Annotated in this window: 22 protein-coding genes; 10 read left to right on the plus strand and 12 right to left on the minus strand. The window is 32.3% G+C overall.

All coding sequences use genetic code 11. From position 1 onward, the window contains the following. Positions 1-69: 69 nt before the first annotated feature. Positions 70-423, minus strand: a complete 354-nt coding sequence (locus tag GCL57_RS12835) for an HU family DNA-binding protein (protein ID WP_130611546.1) — start codon at positions 421-423, stop codon at positions 70-72. Positions 424-724: 301 nt separating this feature from the next. On the opposite strand from GCL57_RS12835, the gene eno reads away from it, so the two are divergent. The 4 genes from eno to GCL57_RS12855 all read left to right on the plus strand — a co-directional run bounded on the left by eno (position 725) and on the right by GCL57_RS12855 (position 4,856). Continuing rightward, positions 725-2,008, plus strand: a complete 1,284-nt coding sequence (gene eno, locus GCL57_RS12840; RefSeq protein WP_152213749.1) for a phosphopyruvate hydratase — start codon at positions 725-727, stop codon at positions 2,006-2,008. 93 nt (positions 2,009-2,101) lie between these two features. Further along, positions 2,102-2,332 (plus strand): hypothetical protein, encoded by a 231-nt coding sequence (locus GCL57_RS12845; protein ID WP_152213750.1) that lies wholly within the window; start codon positions 2,102-2,104, stop codon positions 2,330-2,332. Between the two features lie 11 nt (positions 2,333-2,343). After that, positions 2,344-3,522, plus strand: a complete 1,179-nt coding sequence (locus tag GCL57_RS12850; RefSeq protein WP_152213751.1) for an ATP-binding protein — start codon at positions 2,344-2,346, stop codon at positions 3,520-3,522. Positions 3,523-3,632: 110 nt separating this feature from the next. Beyond that, positions 3,633-4,856, plus strand: a complete 1,224-nt coding sequence (locus GCL57_RS12855; protein WP_152213752.1) for an MFS transporter — start codon at positions 3,633-3,635, stop codon at positions 4,854-4,856. Positions 4,857-4,961: 105 nt separating this feature from the next. Here GCL57_RS12855 and GCL57_RS12860 read toward each other — a convergent pair whose 3' ends face one another. From GCL57_RS12860 to GCL57_RS12890, 7 genes are all read right to left on the minus strand, one after another. Next, positions 4,962-6,152, minus strand: coding sequence for an MFS transporter (locus GCL57_RS12860; protein ID WP_152213753.1), 1,191 nt, complete (start codon positions 6,150-6,152; stop codon positions 4,962-4,964). Between the two features lie 23 nt (positions 6,153-6,175). Beyond that, the gene (locus GCL57_RS12865) at positions 6,176-7,444 is read right to left on the minus strand and encodes an ATP-grasp domain-containing protein (protein ID WP_152213754.1); all 1,269 of its coding nucleotides are present in this window, start codon (positions 7,442-7,444) and stop codon (positions 6,176-6,178) included. A gap of 252 nt (positions 7,445-7,696) precedes the next feature. Continuing rightward, entirely contained in the window at positions 7,697-8,941 is a 1,245-nt protein-coding gene (gene hemA / locus GCL57_RS12870) for a 5-aminolevulinate synthase (RefSeq protein WP_152213755.1), read from the minus strand. Between the two features lie 162 nt (positions 8,942-9,103). Beyond that, positions 9,104-9,490 (minus strand): DUF6165 family protein, encoded by a 387-nt coding sequence (locus tag GCL57_RS12875; RefSeq protein WP_152213756.1) that lies wholly within the window; start codon positions 9,488-9,490, stop codon positions 9,104-9,106. A gap of 17 nt (positions 9,491-9,507) precedes the next feature. After that, on the minus strand, positions 9,508-10,362 hold the full coding sequence (locus tag GCL57_RS12880; RefSeq protein WP_152213757.1) for an ABC transporter permease: 855 nt from the start codon (positions 10,360-10,362) through the stop codon (positions 9,508-9,510). Beyond that, complete coding sequence (locus tag GCL57_RS12885) at positions 10,359-11,279, minus strand: ABC transporter permease (RefSeq protein ID WP_152213758.1); 921 nt, start codon at positions 11,277-11,279, stop codon at positions 10,359-10,361. The genes GCL57_RS12880 and GCL57_RS12885 overlap by 4 nt, the downstream gene beginning before the upstream one ends. A gap of 9 nt (positions 11,280-11,288) precedes the next feature. Next, positions 11,289-12,869 carry an ABC transporter substrate-binding protein gene (locus tag GCL57_RS12890; RefSeq protein WP_152213759.1) on the minus strand — a complete coding sequence of 527 codons (1,581 nt, stop codon included), beginning with the start codon at positions 12,867-12,869 and terminating at the stop codon, positions 11,289-11,291. A 192-nt stretch (positions 12,870-13,061) separates the two neighbouring features. On the opposite strand from GCL57_RS12890, the gene rpoZ reads away from it, so the two are divergent. The 6 genes from rpoZ to GCL57_RS12920 all read left to right on the plus strand — a co-directional run bounded on the left by rpoZ (position 13,062) and on the right by GCL57_RS12920 (position 20,450). Further along, positions 13,062-13,289, plus strand: coding sequence for a DNA-directed RNA polymerase subunit omega (rpoZ, locus tag GCL57_RS12895; protein WP_152213760.1), 228 nt, complete (start codon positions 13,062-13,064; stop codon positions 13,287-13,289). A gap of 102 nt (positions 13,290-13,391) precedes the next feature. Then, positions 13,392-15,374: a methionine--tRNA ligase gene (gene metG / locus GCL57_RS12900; RefSeq protein WP_152213761.1), complete on the plus strand. Its 1,983-nt coding sequence runs from the start codon at positions 13,392-13,394 to the stop codon at positions 15,372-15,374. Positions 15,375-15,435: 61 nt separating this feature from the next. After that, positions 15,436-16,275, plus strand: a complete 840-nt coding sequence (locus GCL57_RS12905; RefSeq protein WP_152213762.1) for a Cof-type HAD-IIB family hydrolase — start codon at positions 15,436-15,438, stop codon at positions 16,273-16,275. Positions 16,276-16,281: 6 nt separating this feature from the next. Next, positions 16,282-17,175 carry a class I SAM-dependent methyltransferase gene (locus GCL57_RS12910; RefSeq protein WP_152213763.1) on the plus strand — a complete coding sequence of 298 codons (894 nt, stop codon included), beginning with the start codon at positions 16,282-16,284 and terminating at the stop codon, positions 17,173-17,175. 40 nt (positions 17,176-17,215) lie between these two features. Then, positions 17,216-18,973, plus strand: coding sequence for a proline--tRNA ligase (locus GCL57_RS12915; RefSeq protein ID WP_152213764.1), 1,758 nt, complete (start codon positions 17,216-17,218; stop codon positions 18,971-18,973). Positions 18,974-19,313: 340 nt separating this feature from the next. Then, complete coding sequence (locus tag GCL57_RS12920) at positions 19,314-20,450, plus strand: S8/S53 family peptidase (RefSeq protein ID WP_161597757.1); 1,137 nt, start codon at positions 19,314-19,316, stop codon at positions 20,448-20,450. Here GCL57_RS12920 and GCL57_RS12925 read toward each other — a convergent pair. The 4 genes from GCL57_RS12925 to tnpA are packed head-to-tail and all read right to left on the minus strand — an operon-like array spanning position 20,434 to position 22,112. Then, a complete protein-coding gene (locus GCL57_RS12925) occupies positions 20,434-20,862 on the minus strand; it encodes an IS66 family transposase (protein WP_152213766.1) in 429 nt (142 codons plus the stop codon). The genes GCL57_RS12920 and GCL57_RS12925 overlap by 17 nt on opposite strands. A 3-nt stretch (positions 20,863-20,865) precedes the next feature. Continuing rightward, the gene (locus GCL57_RS12930) at positions 20,866-21,378 is read right to left on the minus strand and encodes a hypothetical protein (RefSeq protein ID WP_152213767.1); all 513 of its coding nucleotides are present in this window, start codon (positions 21,376-21,378) and stop codon (positions 20,866-20,868) included. Between the two features lie 51 nt (positions 21,379-21,429). Beyond that, a complete protein-coding gene (tnpB, locus tag GCL57_RS12935; protein ID WP_161597758.1) occupies positions 21,430-21,786 on the minus strand; it encodes an IS66 family insertion sequence element accessory protein TnpB in 357 nt (118 codons plus the stop codon). Continuing rightward, positions 21,783-22,112 (minus strand): IS66 family insertion sequence element accessory protein TnpA, encoded by a 330-nt coding sequence (gene tnpA / locus GCL57_RS12940; protein ID WP_152213769.1) that lies wholly within the window; start codon positions 22,110-22,112, stop codon positions 21,783-21,785. Before tnpA ends, tnpB begins: the two co-directional genes overlap by 4 nt. Position 22,113 lies beyond the last annotated feature (1 nt).

Below are 22,113 nucleotides of genomic sequence, written 5' to 3' on the forward strand. Positions count from 1 at the left end.
TATTTTAAAAGTAAAAGCCAGCCAAAATAAAGTGGCTGACTTTTACTTTTATGAAGATCAAAAAAAAAATTATTTTTTCTTTTTAACCGCAGCAGCAGCCGGTTTTTTTGCTTTAGCGGAAGCTCGAGAACCTGTAACTTGCTCTTTCAATGATTTTGCAGCGCGGAAAGCAATTTTCTTTGAAGCAGGAATTTTGATTTCTTCGCCTGTTTGAGGATTGCGACCCATACGAGGTGCGCGCTCCTTAACTTGAAGAATACCAATTTTGTCTATGCGAAGTTTCTTTCCAGAAGCAACTTCACTTTCTACTGTGTTGAGAAAATCTGCGATTACTTCCTTAGTAATTTTTTTAGGAAGTTGATCAAATTTAGCAGCAACATTTGCAATCATTTGACTCGTTGAAACAGTCTCTGGCTTAGCCATAGGGTACGCCTCCTTTGTGAGAAAAATCAGAAGCAAAAATGCCTAACCCATTTTTTTTTCGTCAAACTTGACGTATAAATATTTCAAAATGGTAGATCTGCATGCTCCTGTTACTTAAATACAGGTAAATGACTGCTCAAGTCAATAGCCAAATAGAAAAAATGTAATAAAGCTAGCGTATAATCGGAACAACCCAATCTCAATTTGGGGAACTATTGATGACTCAATAAATTTGTTGCATAACAGAGTTAAGAATGGGCATGTCTGTTTGCCTATTTTTTTATCAAAAAAAGGAGAAACTATGTCACTTATTGATTCCATTCGCGCACGTCAAGTGCTTGATTCAAGAGGAAATCCAACTGTAGAGGTTGAAGTATTAACTGCTGAAGGTTATGTTGGCCGTGCGTCTGTTCCATCAGGAGCAAGTACAGGCGAGCATGAGGCATGTGAATTACGTGATGAAAATAAATCAATTTATCTTGGAAAAAGCGTTCTAAAAGCCGTCGAAAATGTAGAACAGCACATTGCTCCTCGCTTAGAAGGCGCTGTTGAAGTTTCTGATCAGGTTGCTATTGATGATTTATTGATTGAAATTGACGGAACTGAAAATAAATCAAAATTAGGAGCAAATGCAATTCTCGCTGTTTCTATGGCGTGCGCACGTGCTGCTGCTGAAGAAGTTGGGCTTCCTTTATTCCGCTACCTTGGCGGAACATTTGCAAAAACACTTCCAGTGCCACTTATGAATGTTATTAATGGGGGAGCTCATGCAGATAATAATCTTGATTTTCAAGAATTTATGCTTGTTCCGCATGGTTTTTCAAACTTTTCCGATGCATTGCGTGCGGGCGTTGAAGTTTTTCATACCCTTAAAAAAGTATTAACAGAAAAAAAATTAGCAACGACTGTTGGTGATGAGGGTGGATTTGCTCCTAATTTAGGAAGCAATGAAGAAGCGCTTCAATTGCTTGTCGCTGCTATTGAAAAATCTGGATACAAAATTGGCACGCAAATTAGTTTTGCACTTGATGTTGCTGCAAGTTCTTTCTTTAAAGATGGAATGTATCATCTTGATGGTGAAGGTTCTAAAAAAACATCAGTTGAAATGGTTGATATATACGAAAAACTTTGCAATAAATACCCAATAGTAAGTATTGAAGACGGTCTTGATGAAAATGATTGGGAAGGCTGGAAGTTATTAACAGAACGCATTGGTAAAAAAGTTCAGTTGGTTGGAGATGATCTTTTTGTAACAAATCATAAACTTTTGCAAAAAGGAATTGAAAGAGGGACTGCAAACTCCATTCTTATTAAGTTAAATCAGATTGGTACAGTGACAGAAACCCTTAAGACAATTGAACTTGCTAAAGTAAATGGTTATACAACAATCATTTCTCACCGTAGCGGTGAAACCGAAGATACATTTATTGCAGATTTAGCAGTTGCAACCAATGCTGGTCAAATTAAAACAGGAAGTGCTTCTCGAACAGATCGTATAGCTAAGTATAATCAACTTATTCGTATTGAAGAAGAGTTGAGTACCACAGCTGGATTCTCATGGAGAATGGGTCGTAGCATCAAATAATTGAGAAAGTAGAAAGTATTTTTATAGTAAGAAAATACTTTTAATATTGAACTTATGACCATATCTTCTGAAAACCTCCCAACAGAGTATTCTATGTTGGTGCATTTGTTTCTCGATTTAAGAGGCAGAGGAATGTCCCTTTCTTCTGCCGATCTTGATATTTTAAAGTCTTGGGAAGACATGGGTTTAAAACCAGAGTTTATTGCACAAATAATGTTTGAATATGCTGAAGAATGTAAGCAGAAAGCAAAAGTATTTCCTGCAACACTACTGCCTTTGTCTCGAAAAGTGCGTGCTATTTTAATCAAATCAACTGAATTTTAAGAGAGTTTAAAATGAGTTCGAGCCGTTCGTTTGAAGAAATTTTTTCTTCCTTACAAAATTTAATTGAATTGAGAGAAAATGAAGAGGGCGCTCCTGTCACGCGTATGCCAAAATGCTTTTGTGGTAAAAGTGATTATTATATGTCTCAATCTCGTGAGTTAGATGATGAGGCAGACGATTTAAGCGAACAGCAACAAGATGACAGCGAACCTATATACGTTGAAAGCACACCTAACGGCTTTCGTTATGCGGTTTGTCCTGCTTGCAATCCACGCTTACAGTGCAGACTTTGTGAAGGAACGGGGCATAGGGTTTTAAAAGAAGTGCATGTTTTTGAAAGTGGAGAAGGTGAGTTTGAGCATATTACTGAAAATATCAGTCCAAATACATGCGCTTGTACACATACTGAACGTATTGTTGAATTATTAAATAATGCTGAGATTCCTTGTAAATATATGGAAGCAGATATTCATTCATTTCAAATAGATCATTTAAATGATTTTCAGAAAAAAAAGATGTCTGATAATATTCAAAAGATGATTCTTTTTTGTACTCATTCTGCCTCATTAATTAAAGGGACAAAAGATCCTAGTCATAAATATTTTATGACTCTTACGGGACCTGTTGGATCTGGTAAAACACTTTTAGCCACTGCTGCCCTAAAACTCTTAATAATGGATCATGGGTTATCTGGGCGGTTTGTCGATTTCCAGTTTCTCTTAAATCAATTAAAAGCTGAGTATGAGCAGAAGCGATCGGGTGAAACTTTATTTAAACAACTGAGGGACGTTGATATTTTAATTATTGATGAGTTTGGTAAAGGTCGCAATGAAAATGAATGGCAATTGGAAAAGCTCGATGATCTTGTAAACTCTCGCTATAATTCAAAGAAAATAACAATAATTACGACAAATTATTTACCACAAACTTTTAAGTATGATGAAAAAGAAATACCCATTAGGACACATAAAATAAAAAATGATTATTGGAATCCTCTTGGTAAACCAGATACTTCTTCTGCTAATACTCCGGTAAATGAAACCTTTTGGACGCAATCATTGCTCGAAAGAGTTGGGGCACGTATGTATGAACGTATAATTGAAGTTTCAGAGTTTATTGATTTTATGAATATTCCAAGTTATAGAAAAATATTAGGTAAAAGTTTTTTAGATCTGTATAATAAAAAATAATTTAAAATATAATATGTTGAAGTTTTTTTATATACATACTTTAATCCATTTAAAAATTTTATTGCTCTCTTAATTTAACTGCGCGTTAAATTTATTTAAAGGTTTTCATAATGTCCTCCATAGGTAAACAATTTTATTTTGTACCTTTTTTAATAGTATTTGAATTTTGTGCGTACATGTCAGTTGATATGATTATGCCTGGAATGCTTTTTGTTGTAAATGATTTTTCTGTAAGTCATACATATGTTCCTTCAGCTTTAAGTCTCTTTATTTTAGGAGGGGCTTGTGTACCGTTATTTTTAGGCCCTTTAGCCGATCGTTATGGAAGAAAAAAACTTCTTATTCTTGGAGTTTTCATTTTTATTGTTTCATGTATTCTAAATAGTTTTTCTATAAGTATTTTTCAATTTTTGTTAACTCGTTTTCTTCAGGGAACATCTACTGGATTTATTGGAGTTATTGGATATGCTGCTATTCAAGAATTATTTGAAGAAAAAAAAGCTGTTAAAATTCAATCTTTAATGACAACAATTGCTCTTATTTCACCTATATTAGGGCCATTTGTTGGAAGTATTTATCTGGAATATTTTAATTGGCGATATATGAGTTCAGTTATTGGAACAACGGCTCTTATTTCTCTGATTGGTTTGTTAAAATATATGCCAAATGATAAACTTTCCAAACAAAAGAAAAATAAAGTTAAATGCCAGAATTTATTTAGTCTAGCATTTTCAAATTATTTATCTGTACTTAAAAATAAAACATTTATGGCAGGGGTAGCTGCATTTGGGTTTATTGAAATTCCTCTTTATAATTGGGTTGCTGTTTCTCCACTTATTTTAATTAAAAAAGAAAATCTTTCTGAAATTGAATATTCTTTATATCAAATTCCAGTTTTTGCTTGCTATGTGCTAGGAATTTTACTTTTACAAAAATTGTTGGATCATTTTTCATTGAAAAAAATAATAATTTTAGGTAGTACAATCGCTATTACAGGTATTATATTGGGCTTTATTTTTCCAATATTTATCAATGACTATTTTTTATATGTGATTATAGTAAATTCAATTTATGCTTTTGGTGGCGGTATGATCAGTGCTCCACTATACAGGCTAACATTGTTTTCAGTTGAGGGGGTGAGTTTGGGTTATATAACAGCTATTAAAACTGTTTTATTCTTAGGTATGCTTTCAATTGGTTCGCTATTTTTGTCATTTATATATAAAGATTTAAATAATATATATCTTGGAATATATGGGCTTGTATTAGGTATTTTATATTTACTTTCTATCTGTTACTTTTTTAAAAATTCAAGTAATGAAGAATTAAAATGATTTTTTCTTTTTCTTATATTTATAATAGTTGTAATTAAAATATTAAAAGTAACTGTATTCATGGGTATAATTGTTATACCCTATCATATTGAGAGGAATATATTTTTAGTGATTCTTTAAATATTTAAATTTATTATAATAAATATAAATTATCAAAAATATTCCAGCAGAACAAAATAAGCCTAAAATACTTAGCATAAATACGGATGGAAGAAACTTTTCTAATAGATAAATAATCCCTCCTGCAAGAGGTATTGCAAAGAGAAGTAACGATGTATTCGCACCAAGAATATTACCTAATTTTTCTGATGGGATGAGCTTGATCCTTTCGACCCTAAAAAATATACCAAATAAGGCACTTCCTATTATAAGTAAACCAAATGCCAAAGAAAAAAATATTTTCCCAATGTCTAAAATGACTAAAAGCGTACTTAAAAATAAAAATGTAGCTCCTATATAAGCAACCAAAATACTATTAATTTTCTTTAAAAATTTTGGAATAACGATTGCAATTGCTATTGAAACACTTCCCCCAAGTATATTGGGTAGTGAAGCAATAGATTCGCTTGCCTGATAATGAGTTCTCATAATTGGAATGAGTAATGTTTGAAAAACACCAAAGAATAAATTTAATAACATGGCAGATAGAGTTATCAGTAAAAACCCTTTATGGGTGAAATGAAAAATAAAGCCTGAAAAATCAAATATTTTTTCTTTTTCATTCGAATCATTTTGCCTTAAATTTTTACTGTGAATGGTATTAATATTTAAAAAGAAAGTAAATATATATAATAATATTATAATAATCAGGGCTTCTCTATTATTTATAACCGCTAGAGAAAAACCAATTAACATTGGCCCGATGAGGCGAGCTGCAGGCTCTAATAGTTGTGACTTTGTTTGAAATTGTGTCATTTTTTCATTATTTAAAATGCGATTCGCACTTGTTTCATAAAATACCATTAATATTCCAGAAATAACTGTTATCAGAGGAGAAATCAACCAAATACTGGTAAAACTATAAAATATATACCAAATGAGAATAAATAAAACCCTAAGAAGTTCTAATATTCTTACTATTAAGAGACAATTTTTAGAGTCAGCAAGTTTACCGAAAAAGGGTGTTAGAAAAAGTCTTGGCAAAAAGTCAAACATGTATGAGATTCCTGCCAAAGAAATATTACCATTTGAAACTCTATAAATAAATAGGGGTAAATAGAATCCTTTTGCATAATCTCCAATAAGACTCAGCGTTCTTAAATAGGAAAATGAATTCACTTCTTTATCTTTAGACATTGTAACTCACATTTATTATTAGATTAAATATTTAGGTATATTTTATTATGAATAGCCCAGAAGTCTTCCATAATATTTTTTTCTGAATTTGATCTAATAATTAAATATGCAAAAGCATCGTACCAATTCACTGCATCATTTAATATTTCGCCTTCGGCAACATTCAAAATTATTTTGCAATTATTTGGTAAATACTGTTTGCTTGATGCTCTTACACCTGCTTTTGGCAGAAGTCTTGCGACTAATATAATTTCGTCATTACTTTTTTTAGGGAGTAAATAACTATTTTTAATATTTAATATATCCGATATTAAATATTTTTCAGGAGGAAAATGAAGTTGTTCTGAAAAAATATGCATAACTTGCCCACCTCCTATTCTACATGCGATTTCATTCACTAAATATTTATCTTCTTTTTCCCAAATTTCTGCATGGAAAGCAAAACTCATTTGACTATTTCCTAAGGCTAAAATTGTTTTCTGTGTCATTTTGTTTAAAATATGATATTCTTCCGTATTATATTTTACACTCAAACTTCCCGTGAGGATATCTGAAGCTGTTTTTGCATTCCATGCTAAATGTGGTTTATGTCCTAAGTATCTACTGACTGTACTGAATATAATTCTTCCATCCTTAACAAAACCATCCACATGATACATAGTAGAACCTACAAATTCTTCTGCAATGAGATTCAACTCCTCATCCCAATCCAAATTATTTGCAATAGATTCTAAGTAGCTTTGAATATCTGATTCAGAATGTATAACTTTAAAGCCAATTCCAGCAGCTTTGCATCTTGGCTTAATAATAAAAGGCATCCCTAAATATTTACTTGCCTTAAGAAGACAAGTAGCACTCTCAATTGGTAAATATTTTGCTACAGGTATGAGATTCTCAGCTAATTTATTTTTCATTTTTACTTTGTCACGATAATTTATAACAGAATCATAGTTAAAGCTTAAGTTTTTATTAAATAAGCAGGCCCGTGAAACCCTTATTAAATCAAATTCTCTCAATGCAATAACATTTAAATTAGGATTTTTAAGAAGCAAGTTATTTACTGAATATTCGATCATAGGGTTGGCATAAAAATTATCGAATTTAATTATGTTTTTAAATCTCTCTTTTAAAGCTTCACTTAAAAGATCAAAACACTCAGAACTTGTAAAAAGTGTTATTTCAAAAAATTCTGGAATAACATCTAGAATATTTTTTAAAGTTGACAATATCACTTTTGGATTGAATGTCGCTTCAACTAGAAGTATTTTTTCTACATTTTTTTCTTTAATCATATGTTATTTCTCCTTAATTATCGATTTTTTGGCTTAAATAATTAATTCTTTCTTCAGCTCTAAGTGGTAATATTTTTTTTTGGAATATTCATACATAATCCAATCATTCTAATGTTTTTTAAATTGTAACCAATTAATATATTATGTTTCTTTAAATTGCAAATAAAAAATATTTTTTTTATTTTCTATATATATTTTAACAGTTAGATATTGAAGCTCAAATGCTAAGACAATATTATTCTATCATTTTTATCACGCAAGATTCTTAAATTTTTCATTTGAAAATGGTATTTTAAAATACTTAAATGTCTCAACTAAAGCTTCTGTTAAATGAATAATATCTTTCTCAGTATGATTTGGTGTGATATTAATTCGAAAACGTTCAGTGCCTACTTTTACAGTGGGAGAATTTATTGCTTGTAAATAAACTCCATGTTTTTTAAGTAAACGCTTTGAAGCCTCTTTACATTTTAAAGAGTCACCAACTAGTACAGGTATGATATGTGTTTGTGTTGAAGACATAATTGGAAGATGAGAATTTAAAAGGGCTTCTTTTAATATTAAGGTTTTTGCATGTAATTTATTTCTTTCAGTGTCGGAAGTTTTTAAGTGTTCTATGCTTGCAAGACAAGCTGCTACAACAGCTGGAGGAAGTGAAGTTGTAAAAATAAAACCTGTAGCAAATGAACGGACGATATCAATAAGTAAAGCACTTGCAGCAATATAGCCTCCAATAACACCAATTGCTTTCGCCATTGTTCCTTGAAAAATATCAATATCGTCAGAAATTCCAATTTCAGCAGCTATCCCTGCACCACGTGGTCCATACATACCAATTGCATGTACTTCATCAAGAAATGTGAGAGCATTATATTGTTTTGCAAGTGCAACAATTTTTTCTATTGGTGCAATATCCCCATCCATTGAATAAATAGATTCAAAAACTATTATTTTTTTTCTCTCTTTTGGAATTTCATCTAAGAGTGATTTTAGATGATCAACGTTATTGTGTTTAAAAACTCTTCTTTCATTTTTTGTGCTGCAAATTCCATTAATAATAGATGCATGATTTTTTTCATCTGAAAGTATTAAAAAATCAGAATCTAAACGGAGTAAGCATTGTAGGGTTGCATCGTTTGATCCATATCCTGTTGGATAAACGAGTGCTGCTTCTTTGTTATGCCATTCTGCAAGGGTTGCTTCGAGTTTTGAATAAAATGAATGAGAACCTCCAATATTACGAGATCCTCCTGAACCTGCTCCATGGCTTTTAATTGCTTGAATCATAGCATCATTGATAAACTCATTTTGTGACATCCCTAAATAGTCATTGCTACACCATACAACAACTGGATAAGTCGTCTCTATATTATTTTCAATAATTTTTGCTTGTGCATGAGGATAGTTTTTACAAATTCGATCGATTGTTATAAACTCTCTATACCCTCCATTTTCTTTTAATTGTTTTATCTTTTCATTAAAAGTTTGATTGTACATTCAGTTATTCTCCTTAATCTTAAAATAGAATATTAAATTTAAAATTTATATAAATTTCTATAAAAGACTAGATAGTATCGGAGGAGAAAGAAAGAAATTAGGTATAATTATTTTGACTATGAAAAAGATTGGAGAATTATAAATAAAAATAAAAATGATTATTTATTCATACTTATTATAGCTTTTTTCTTCAACTAAAGCGCTGCCTGATTTTAAATTTATTTGCTTTTTTACATCAGCTCTTTTATCATTTGTATAATAAACTGCTCTGGCCAGCCGGATAAATTCTTCATCAAATTCTTTTGCTCGTTCCTTATCACGAATTTGATCTTCAATTTCCCATAAAGCTTCATTATGCCTTTTTAGGTCGTGTACAAGTTTGTCATTCGTGTCAATTTTATTTTTTACGCAGACGTCAACTAATAAACTAAGTTCTTTATTTATATTTACGAGCTTTTCAGTGTCTTTTATTTGTGAAGACTTAATTTGTAATATTGTGATTTTATCTAAGAGCTCACCGATTGAAATGGGTGTAAAAACTTCACTCATTAAAAGATTCCTTTATTTTACATACGGCCTGCGCCAATACTTTTAGGGTCAAATGTTAAGCGCAAGGTTTCACCAATAAAGTTTAGACTTGCGACGACTGAAAATAAGGCTAATGAAGGGAAAAAAGCAAGAGTTGGATTGCTTGTCAAATAGTCTCTTGCAGAATTTAAGAGCCCCCCCCAACTTACATGTGCTTGGCTTACGCCAAGGCCTAAAAAACTAAGTCCGGCTTCTGCTATTATGACTCCAGCGAGCGAAAAAGTGGCTTGGACGGCTAAGGGTGAAATTGTATTTGGAAAAATATGTTTAAACATCACTCTCGTGGATGAAGCCCCCAAAGATTGAGCTGCAACAACAAATTCACGCTCTTTAAATGATAAGAATTGACCACGTACTACACGAGCATAGCTTACCCAGCCGGTAAGACTTAAAGCTATAACAACATTTATAAGACCTCCACCAAAGAAAGCCATTATTGCTATTGGTAATACCATAGGAGGAAATGCAAGGAGGATGTCGATAAATCGAGAGATAAAAATATCAATTCTTCCTCCAAAAAAACCTGCAATTGCTCCTAAAGGGATCCCTACAAATAAACTCATACTGACTGTAAAAAGACTCACAATGAGCGAAGTCGAGGCTCCATTCATAATTAGTAAGCCAACGCTTTGCCCATTGCCATCTACCCCAAATAAGAATTTTGAGGATGGATTGGCAAGTCGTTCATTTAGAGTGAGAGGAATATTTGTTAAGGAAGGTATCATAAAAGGCAGAAAAGCAATGATTATCCAGAATAAAAGAATAAATCCAGATATAACTGCAAATTTATCTTTATTTAATATTTTAAAAAATCTGAGTACAAAGTCTTTCATGAAAAACGAACCCTCGGATCAAAAACGCGATATAAAATGTCTACAATTAAATTGCAGAAGACATAAATTGTTGCCATTACGATAACGCATCCTGATACAATATTGTATTCTCTTTGTTGAACAGCCTCAACGACAAGACTGCCAAGACCAGGCCAATTAAAAATCTGTTCCGTTATAACAGTCCCACTTAAAAGGACTCCAAGTTGCATTCCTAAAATGGTAAGAGTTGGTAGAAAAGCATTTCTGAGCGCATGCTTTGCTAAAATTTGTATTGGGGAAAGCCCTTTGCTTTTAGCTGTTCGGATATAATCTTCTTGTAAAACATCGACAATTCCGCTGCGGATCATTCGGCTTGAAAACGCTGCTAGCGAGGCTCCGAGAGTTACAGCAGGAAGTACAAATGAAGATGCTCCCTCGTTTCCGAATAATGGAAATAACTCAAGTTTCACAGAGAAAATCCACATTAAAATAGGGCCAATAATAAAACTTGGTGCAGAAATTGCAAGTAAAGAAACAATAGCCGAAGTTTTATCGGTCAGTTTTCCAGCTTTGGCTGCGCTTAACATGCCAAAAGCTGTTGCTAATAAGAGCGAAAAAATAAATGCAACAGAAGCCAATTGTATTGTTTGCCAAAGACGAGGAAGTATTATTTCTACGACAGGAGTAAAGTCATGATAACTCTTTCCCAAGTCTCCTCTAATTAAATTAATTATAAAATAAAAATATTGTTTCCACACGGGGAGATCTAAACCATAACGTGCAAGCCATTCTAGTTTATCGATTTCTGAAGCATCTGCTCCTAGCACACTGTCGGCTGGGCTTCCTGGAATCATTCTTTGCATAAAAAAAATAAGAGTAGAAATTCCCCAAAGGACAATTAATAATTGTAAAAATCGTTGAAAAAGAACTTTTAACATATTTTATCTTTAATTTTTTGTTACGTTGACGAGGGACCAATATCTTCCATCAGCGTAAAGTTTATATCCTTCAATATTTTTTCCGACAATTGCAATATTTAAACTATGCCATAAGTAAACATAAGGTAAATCTGCTGATAGTAATTGTTGGGCTTGATCATATATTATTTTTCTTTTTTCTGGATTGATTTCTTCTCTTCCTTCTTGTAAAAGTTCATCTAAATTTTGATTTGAATATGCACCTCTATTTCCTCCTAGCGGAGCTACCATGTTTGATGCAAAGACAAATCTTAAATGATCAGGATCTTTAAAGCCAACCCATGGAGAAAGCCAAACTTGAGCGACTCCTTTTTTTACTTGGTCTAAAAATACGCTGTTTTCTAACATTTCAACGGTTGGTTGAAAACCAACTTCTTTTAAGTTTGCTGCGATAGCTTTAGCGACTTCTACAGTGGATTTATTGCTGCTTGAGACTTTAATTGCAAAAGTAATAGGATCTTGAATGTTAGATTCTTTTAAAAGATTTTTTGCTCTTTGTTGATCATATTGAATTTCTGGCAGAGAATTATCGAAGAAATAATTATCAGGAGGAAACATTCCTTTAGCTAAAGATCCTTGTCCTTGTAAACGAAATTGTAATAAACTTCTTCTATCAATTGCATAAGCGACTGCTTGTCGAACTTTTAAATTACTGAAAATAGGATCCCGAAAATTGAAAGCTAAATATGTAGTTGATAATTTAGGTGCGCTTAATATCTGAAATTTATCTGTCATAGATTTTTGTATGAGAGAAACTTTATCAGGATCGATTGAATTTTGTACTAAGTCAAGATCACCGCGAATAAGAGCTGCATAGCGTGTCCCGCTGTCGCTTATTATTTTAAAATCAATATTTTCAACTTTTGGTTTAGATGAATAATTATAATTTTCATTTCGAGTTAAAAGCCAATCAGTTGCAGTTGTCTTTTTTAATATAAAGGGACCACTTTCATAGCCTTTATCATTAATTTTATTAGGTGCGGCATTTAGAATGGCATCTTTAGGGAGGATACCGATAACAAGATTATTAAGGAAAGAAGCGTCTGGATCTTTTAAATTAATTTGAATTTCATGGGGAGAATTTACTTTAAAAAGTGTGACGCTGTTAAAGGCTGCTTTGCGAGGGCTGGGTGGAAAGCTTTTTTCAGGATTCATAATGGCATTATAGGTAGCAACAACATCTGCAGCTGTAATCAGAGATCCATTGTTAAATTTGATGTTTTTCTTTAGGGTAATAATCCAAGATTTGTTAGATACTGCAGTGATTTCATCAATTAAAATATTTTGTATATTGCCGTGTTCATCAAAGCCAATTAAAGGTAAAAATCTTAGATTTTCAATATATTGACTATTAGCATCTCCTCCAATAAGACGAGGATCTCCTGATTGAATTTTAGAGTCTAATGCAATGGAGAGTGTGTTTTTTTTCTCTTTAGAATTTGCTGAATCATTTTCATTGCTTGCTTTTTGAGTCTGATAAATAGCAAAAGCAATGGCAGTTATTGATATTATTGATATTATTATTCTTTTTGTGGTAAATCTTGAGGTCATTTATTACATACTCCTAGATGGCGTCATAGAACGCATTAATCATACAGCTTACTGATGGTAGAAAAATTGAGCCAAATTTCCAACCTCTCAAATAAAAACGTGTTGACGCATGCTTGAGCTATTGCTAGAAAGAAAGGATCGCTGCTCGTGCAGTATCTTCACTCACCTTTTGCTCTTTTTTAAGGAAGCAACATGGCTCGTATTTCAGTTCAAGATTGTCTCGATCAAATCCCAAACCGCTTTGTTGTTGTTATGCTGGCGGCTCGTCGTATGCGTCAACTTCAAAAGGGAAGTGATGCTCTTGTTGAATGCAAAAATAAAGAAGCAGTTACTGCATTACGCGAAATAGCTGCTGGTAAAGTCGGCATTAAAAATGCTGAAATTGTTCCAGGACTTAGACTACCTAATCGTATCAAATAAGAACATTTTTTTCCTATTAAGGCATGAGATTTACTTTAAACTGGATACTGTATTCCATGCGGTGTCCAGTTTTTTATTTTGAATTGAAAGAGAGAGCAGAAAATGACAGATAGTTATAAATATTTTACCACTCCAATTTACTATGCCAATGGAACACCCCATGCAGGCCATGTTTATGCAACTATCATGGCAAGTACTCTGAAGGCTCATTATGAGCAGCGTGGAGCAAAGGTAAAATTTTTAACAGGTCTCGATGAGCATGGAGAAGCTGTTCAAGATAAAGCAAAAGAATTAGGAAAAACTCCACAAGAGCAAGTTGATGAAATGGCTGTTTTATGGAAAAAAGAATTCGAACGCTTCGAAATAAATAATGATATATTTATGAGAACCACTGATAAAGCTCATATTAAAAATGTCCAAGATATTTTAAACTATTGTCACAAAAAAGGTGATATTTATTTTGGTGAGCATGAAGGCTATTATTGTGTAAAATGTGAAGGTTTTATCACGAGTAGCGAAAGAGATGAGAATAATAATTGTTTAATCCATAAGAGACCAGCAGAACTTAGAAAAGAAAAGAATTATTTTTTTAGAACTTCGAAATATCGTGATCAATTAAAAGAACTTATAGCTAAGGGGCATATCACTCAACAAGAGCGTTACATTAATGAGCTTATAGGTATGCTTGAAAATTTAGATTCTGACTTGAGTATTTCTAGACCAAAATCACGATTGGCATGGGGCGTTGAATTGCCATTTGACACCGATCATGTGGCTTATGTCTGGTTCGATGCATTGCCAAATTACGTAACAGGAATTGGTGGAATTGAAGAGGCTCGGACAAGTTATTATTGGAAAAATGTTCAACATATTATTGGAAAAGATATTTTAAAATTTCACGGAATATTTTGGCCTGCTATGTGTCTTTCACTTGATATTCCTTTGCCTAAGCTACTCGTTACGGGTTGGATTCTACAAGATTCACACAAAATGTCTAAGAGTTTAGGAAATGGAATCAATGTTGAACAAATTCTCCATTATGGCCGTGATACTTTTGTAAATTATTTTTTTAGGGCAACTAATCCGGGAGAAGACATAGAGTTTTCTTGGAAGTCTTACTTTGAAAGATACAATTCTGATCTTGCAAATGGAATTGGAAACTTATTAGCGCGTACTTTAACTATGGTAGAAAAGTATTTTGCAAATAAGATTCCAAACTTTTCACATAATTTATTAATTGAAGAGCAAAATGAAATTATAAATGCATGTAATAATGCTTCGAAAAATGTGGCAAAAGCTTTTGACGAGTTTAGAATTGCCGATGCTCTGAATGAAATTTGGAATCTAATTGCATTAACAGATAAGCACATTGCCCAGCAAAAACCTTGGGAGCTTGCAAAAAATAATGACCCTGAAAATATGCTGCGTTTAGGCAACGTGATTGCAACAAGTGTGGCCGTTCTTAGGGTTACGGGCTATTTGTCTTATTCATTTTTCCCGAATAAAATGAATGATCTTTTAAAAAGTATTGGTGAAGATATTTCAAATATTTCAAATTCTTTTTCAAAATCCCAAGAATTTTTTGCGATTAAAAGTGGTTTTAATTTAGTTGAGATTCCAAAATTATATGCTCGTATTGAAATTGCAGCTGAACTTGTCAAGGTAAATCTAGGTTTAGAACAAAATAAAGAAAAATCTGAATCTAAAAAAGTAACAAAAGTTGAAAATAAAAAAGAGATTTTACAAGAAAATTCAAACATAATTTCAATCCAAGATTTTATGAAAGTACAAATGCATGTTGGTACTGTATTAAGTGCAGAGAATGTTGAAGGTTCAGACAAGTTATTAAGACTTGTAGTTTCTTTAGGAACTCTTGGTGAAAGACAGATTTTTTCTGGAATTAGGGAATGGGTAAAGCCTGAAGAAATTGCAAATAGGAAAGTGATCATTGTGAGTAATCTTGCTCCACGTAAAATGAAATTTGGTATGAGTGAAGGAATGATGCTTGCAACAGATACTGCTGATGGAAAGGTAAGTCCCATTTATCTGCCTGAAAATCTAAAAGAAGGAGCTTTATTGACTTAATATTTTAGGTCATATAGTAGAATTAATTCACAGAAATGATTTGATTTCATTGGGAGCTCTTATGAGTTTTGGGTATAAAGCGATATTTGTTGATTTAGATGGCACATTGCTAAATTCACAGAAAGAAATTTCAAAAAAAAACTTAGATTGTCTGAACTCTTTTATTGAGCAAGGTATTTATGTTGTTATTGCAACAGGTAGAACAATTAAATCAGTAAATAAAGTGACAGAAAATTTAAACATCAATACTCCTATAATTACTTTAAATGGGAGTGATGTAAGAAAAAGTCGTGATGGTTATTCTATGTCCCTTGTTTATCTTGAAAATAAATATCGTGATAGTATTTATGCAAGATGTAAATCCATTTTAAATGGAAATAAACAATATAGTATTCAAAATTTACTTGTAGATACTTCCAAAGGTTTTTACTGTTTGCATCCCAATAAAATTGATGTGGATGAATTTACTTCACATTATGATACCGAAGTTTTAGAACTTGATTTAGACAACCCCCCAGATGAGCAAGTTATAAGCTTTTTATTTTTATTAACACCTGAAAGCAACCGTGTTGCATTTTTAAAAGATCAAAATGATTACTTTATGTCTCGTGTGCAGTTTTGCACGTTTAATGGCTGGCCATGGATTGAAGTCGGCTCTTTAAATGCAAATAAAGGTTCTGCAATGACATTGGTGTGTGAACATTTGGGTATTGAAGTTAAAGATGTTATTGCTTTTGGCGATGGTCAAAATGATGTGGAAATGCTTAAGTCCGCTGGACTTGGTGTAGCAATGGGAAATGCGGATGAACACGCAATAAAATGTGCAAATGCAAAAACAGTCTCTAACGATGCAGATGGTGTCGCCGTCTTTTTAGAGCGTTTATACAATGTGAGCAAATAAAAAAATATGACTTTAGAATTACAGCCCCAAGATTTTTCAATGCGTGCCCAAAAATGGTGGACACCAGAACGACTTAAAAAATTAATGGGTGAGAAAAATTATATAATAACACCAATAAGTGCTCCAAAATTATTACGTTCACTTGGTTTATTAAATTCAGATGCCTCAATGTCTCCTGATAGCATTAAAAAATTTATTCAAATCAATCATATGTTCAATTTACTTGAAGAGCATTTTGTTGAACTTATAAAGCGCCATAAAACAGTTCGAATTCTCGATGCTGGTTGTGGAAAATCTTATCTTACTTTTTTATTGGCTTGGTGTTTTAAAGAAAAATGGCAACATCCAGTTGAGATAATTGGTGTTGATACTAATACAAAATTAATTAGCGAGTGTAAACAAAGAGCGCAAAATTTAGGATTAGATTCAATTTTAAAATTTGAAATAGCATCCTTGTTTACTTATAAATGGGATCTAGAAAAAAGACCAAATGCTGTTATTGCTTTGCATGCTTGCGACACTGCAACCGACATGGCTCTTGCTCTTGCAGTTAAAGAAAAAGCAGATTTTATTGCAGTTGCTCCATGTTGCCAAGCAGAACTTGCGCGTAAATGGAAAGAGAATAATTCAAACCATCCATTCTCTCCCGTCTTTCACACTCCTCAAGTTAGAAGAGAAGTTGCAGCACAGTTTACAGATATGTTACGTATTTGTTTAACTCGTGCTAATGGTTATGAAGTAACAGCGACCGAATTCGTTCCTTCGAGTCATACACCAAAAAATAGATTAATGACGTGTGTTCGGAGAGGTAACAAACTTGAGTCAGCCGAAAAAGAATTTAATGCAATGAAAGATCATTTAGGTGGTGCAAGCATTATTTTAGAAGAATTACTACAATAAGAAAAAGTTTGTAAGCAAAAATCATTGGAGATCATAAACTATGCGTATGTCTAGATTGGTTGGTAAAACGGTAAAAGAATCACCACGTGATGCCGAAATTCCAAGTCATAAATTAATGTTGAGAGCAGGTTATATGCGCCAGTATTCTGCTGGTATTTATGGTCTTTTACCCCTAGCAATGAGAAGTATTTCTAAAATTGAAAAAATTTGTCGTGAAGAAATGAATGGCATTGAAGGCCAAGAAATTCGTATGCCTTGTTCTGCCACAAAAGAGCTTTGGGATGAAACTGGACGTTATCAGACATTTGGTAAAGATATGCTTAAGTTTCATGATCGCAATGAAAAACCAATGGTTTTAAACCCAACTCATGAAGAACCCGTTGTTTATTTAACGCGTACAGAATTAACAAGTTATAGACAACTTCCATTAATGATGTATCAAATTCAAACTAAATTTCGTGATGAGCCACGTCCTCGTGGTGGGCTTGTGCGTCTTCGTGAGTTTACTATGAAAGATGCTTATAGTTTTCATGCTACAGAAGAAGATCTAAAAGAATATTATGACAAAGTACATGCTGCTTATATTCGCTTTTATAAAAGAACGGGCTGTAAAAACTTTGTAAGTGTTATGTCCGATAACGGTGTTTTTGGTGGGCGTTATTCGCATGAGTTTCAAATGCTTGTACCAACGGGCGAAGACAAACTTATTACATGTTCGCATTGCAAAATAAGTTCTAACGAAGAAATTGCAACATCGTCCTTTGTAATTAAAAAAAGCAGTGAAAATAAATTAGAAAAGACTCACACCCCAAATCAAAAAACAATTGAAGGTCTTTCTAAGTTTTTAAATATTTCTCCTGAGCAAACCGCAAAGGCAGTTATTTTCCAAACTTTATCTGGCACTCCAGTGGTTTCTTTTGTGCGTGGTGATCTCGAAGTGATAAATGCCAAGGTACGCAATTTAGTAAAATCTGAAGTTATTCCTGCCACGCATGAAAATCTTGTTAAAGCGGGTGCAGTTGCGGGTAGCACTGGACCAATAGGTTTAAATTTACACAATTGTTACGTTGTCCTTGATCACACTGTAGTCAAGAGCAGTAATTTAGCTACGGGAGCCAATGAAAAAGACTATCATTTTATCAATTTCAATGCTGAAAGAGATTTTCTATCTACTTTAAAAGAATTTGAAAAAACAAAAGTCATCGTTGGTGATATTGCTGCCGTACGTGCGGGCGATCCTTGCTCTATCTGTTCCAATCCATTGCAAGAAACGAGAGGCATCGAAATTGGGAATATATTCCACTTAGGGACAAAATATACTAAAGATATGGAATGTACTTATCTCGATCAAAGTGGCAAAAAGCAATATCCTATAATGGGCTGTTATGGAATTGGAATCACAAGGCTTCTTCCTGCAATAATCGAAGAAAGTCATGATGAGAGAGGTCCTATCTTACCTCTTCCAATTGCTCCATACGAAATTCATTTATGTTCACTTAATAGAAAAGATATTCAAGTGACAGAACTATCCGAAAAAATATACGACAATCTATCTAAATTAGGTTTTGAAGTTCTTTTTGACGATAGGGATGAAAAGCCAGGATCTCAGTTTGCTGATGCCGATCTGATTGGAGTTCCGTATCGTGTTATTATTTCTCCAAAAACACTCGCAGAAGGTTGTGCTGAATTAAAGTATAGAGACAATCGTTTAGAACCACGTAAAATTAAGATTGAAGAGATAGTTGATATTTTAAAATCTGAAATTACAGCTGAATATTCTAAATATAAAAATGTATGAATATTTTAATCTCGTCTTTATTTTAAAGGCGAGGTTTTTTTTATTTAAAAAGTACAAATTTTTCTGAATTCTTTTTTTGTTAAATTCTCTCTTCTTTTACAAGAAGAGAGAATTCTTATTAGCTCAATTGAAAATCTGATAACTATTTATATTAAATAAATTTTAATAAATACTTTTATTTAATAATATTATTTATTAAAATTTATTATTATTATTTAATTAATTATATTATTTATTGTATTTTCAATAAATAATAAATATGGCATATATATTGCTTAATTCAGGGTGGAATAGGAAATTAATTTCTATTCCACCCTGAATTTTTTTGCGAGGAAATATGATGTCAAATATAAATAATAGAATATTATCATTATCTTTTATGAGTCTCGTTGCATTTGGGATTTATCCAAAGCTATATGCTCAAAGTGAACATTACAGCCCTGAATTTTTCGAATTTATAAACTTTCCAAAGGATTATTTCTATCATAATGAGAATCATATCCTTGTGACTGTTATTGATTCAGTTGTTCAACCTTTGCCTAATATTGAACTTATAAATACTTTTAATCATACAGAGTTAAAAACTCATAAAAAGGATCTAGATGATCCGAATTATATTCATGGAACAGCAATGGCCTCAATCATCGGAGCTAAATTGGATTCTTATGAAGGAAAGCCTTTTGTTGGGATTTTTCCAGGTATACCAATAATTAATAGAGCTGTTATTCCAAGATATAATCATGAAACTTCATTTTTAAATGCCATACAAGCAGCCGATTTAAAGGGAGATGAATTTATATTAAATATTTCTGCTGCAGATATTGGAACAAAAAATGCTACAGAATGGAATGAACTTTTAAAAGAAATTGGAAAAAAAGATAAGATTTTAGTTATTGCAGCAGTGGGTAACGATGCAAGAAATTTGAATAATATTTCTCCAAGCAAACAGTTTTGGCCAGCAGCCTATAAACCAAGAAAAAAAGAATTTATAGATTCTGATCCTGTTATTAGGGTTGCAGCTCTTTCCTTTAAAACCGGAAAACCTCGAATTTATGAATCTGCAATGGGAACTGGAAGCAGATTTGGAAAAGGACGCGTAGATATTGGAGCTCCAGGTTATAATATTCCATATTTAACTCCATCAAGTGAATTGAAAGTTGGGAATGGAACTTCTGAAGCTACAGCAATTGTATCGAGTATTATTGCTGTTATGCGCTCTTGCTCAGCAAATAATTCGGCTAAGTATTTTAAAGATCTAATTTTAGAAACAGCTGATCAGTATGAACATTTAAAAGATAAAATTACAGAAGGAAGAGTTTTAAATGCTGGAAAAGCGATAGAGAAAGCATGTCATCGTGTACGACATAGAAAAATGAAAGAACTTATTGAATCAAAAAGAAATTTAATGACTTCGGATGAAACTCAACCAGCAATCCCGCATAATGAATTTAAAAGAAAAGTTAATTGGCAGAAATAATACCATCTACTACAGCATTTTTATGTGCGGCAAGAACCCACATGTAACTTTTTGCGGTTGGCTTTTTATCTGTTCCTTTAAGAACTTGTATAAAAGTTTCATCGCAATGAATCACGGGTTGAAATAAAATATACTTTTTAATTTCATAAACTAATGGAGTTAAGATATTTGCGCAGGCAATCATCCAACGAGCTAAAGTAATTCTAGGGATATTAATATTTTTTTGCTTAAAAAATACTTCTTGTCTGTATAAAGGTAATGCAAATAAATATTTATTTACATCGACACGTGCAAGCAATCCAGATTCAGCAAAAGAGCCAAGAATAACAAAAGGAATTGCTTTAGGCTGCTGCAAAGTCTGTTGGCAGCATTTACAAGCATATTTTAAATAACGGTATTGAATAACTTTCAAACTTTAAGGGACAACATTAAGTTTTTCAACAATTTCTTCGCCGATTTTAAGCATAGGAGAGTGATCAATCTTGCATACTTTTTCTTCTTCACTAAAATCATGAGTGATACCTTCTCTTGAAATATGATTCGGAAAAGATTTTTGCGAAGATTGATCATCGAAAAGCAAGGAGTCATTCTTTTGCTTCTTTTTGTGAGTAGACTTGGTTTTATTCTGTGCATTATTCGCTTCAGAAGGAACTGGAATATCCTCAATTACATCAATGTGTTTTTCATTTTGTAAAATATCTTCAGCTTCATTAAATAAAGTACCTTCAGGAGAAATAAAATCATATTTTACAAATTTCTCTGAACGTTGAGAAAATGCAATTCGTTTCAAGAAACTGTTTTCTTCTTTCAGACGATTAATTTCATTAAAAGCAGAAATAAAATAGGTTTTAAATTCATCCGGTAAATTTTTTGGAAAACCAATTTCGTTCATAAGTATGCTTATAGCAGCAACAAGAACTTTTATCATTTAATTAATAATGAGTCAATAGAGTGAATTATTAATTTTTTTGAGAAAATATTAGGTGATTATAGAGTAGTTTAATTCTTGATGAGGATTTAATTTCCAAGGGTTGATGCCAGATAAAATCCAATAAAATTGGTCTTGATCCAAAGTGACTTTATTAGCTGGATTTTTTTTTGGCCAAGGAAATTTTTCCTTTTCTAGAGCCTTTGTCCATATTGCAAAACCAGTTTTATCCCAATAAACTGCCCTTATATTTCTTCTATTTTTATTGGTAAATAAAAATAGCATGCCTGAAAAAGGTTCATCATTCATTTCATACTGAATTAAGTTGACAAGCCCATAAATACCTTTCCTAAAATCAACTGGCTTTACGCATAAATAGATTGAGGTAAATTCACGGTAACTTTTCATTGCAGTTCCTTTATAAAAGCTGATAACCATTTAGGATCTGCAGTCATTGAAATCTTAACCATAAAGCCTGTTGGTAATTCAATTTTAATATCAATATTTTCGGCAGTTCCAGAAGATAAATTTTTATTTTCTTTATTATTATTTTTTATAGCAACTGGTATGAAGTTTTCGTGTTCTTTGTTTTTATTTGATTTTATCCATTTATATATTGATGCCATTGATAAACTATGTTTCTTACAGAATTGAGATTTTGAAAGACCAGAACTGGTGAACTGAACTAAGATTCTTTGAATTTCTTTCTTTGTACATCGTGCTCTTAAAACCATA

The sequence above is a fragment of the Fluviispira multicolorata genome (assembly GCF_009208585.1).
Taxonomy (GTDB): domain Bacteria; phylum Bdellovibrionota_B; class Oligoflexia; order Silvanigrellales; family Silvanigrellaceae; genus Silvanigrella; species Silvanigrella multicolorata.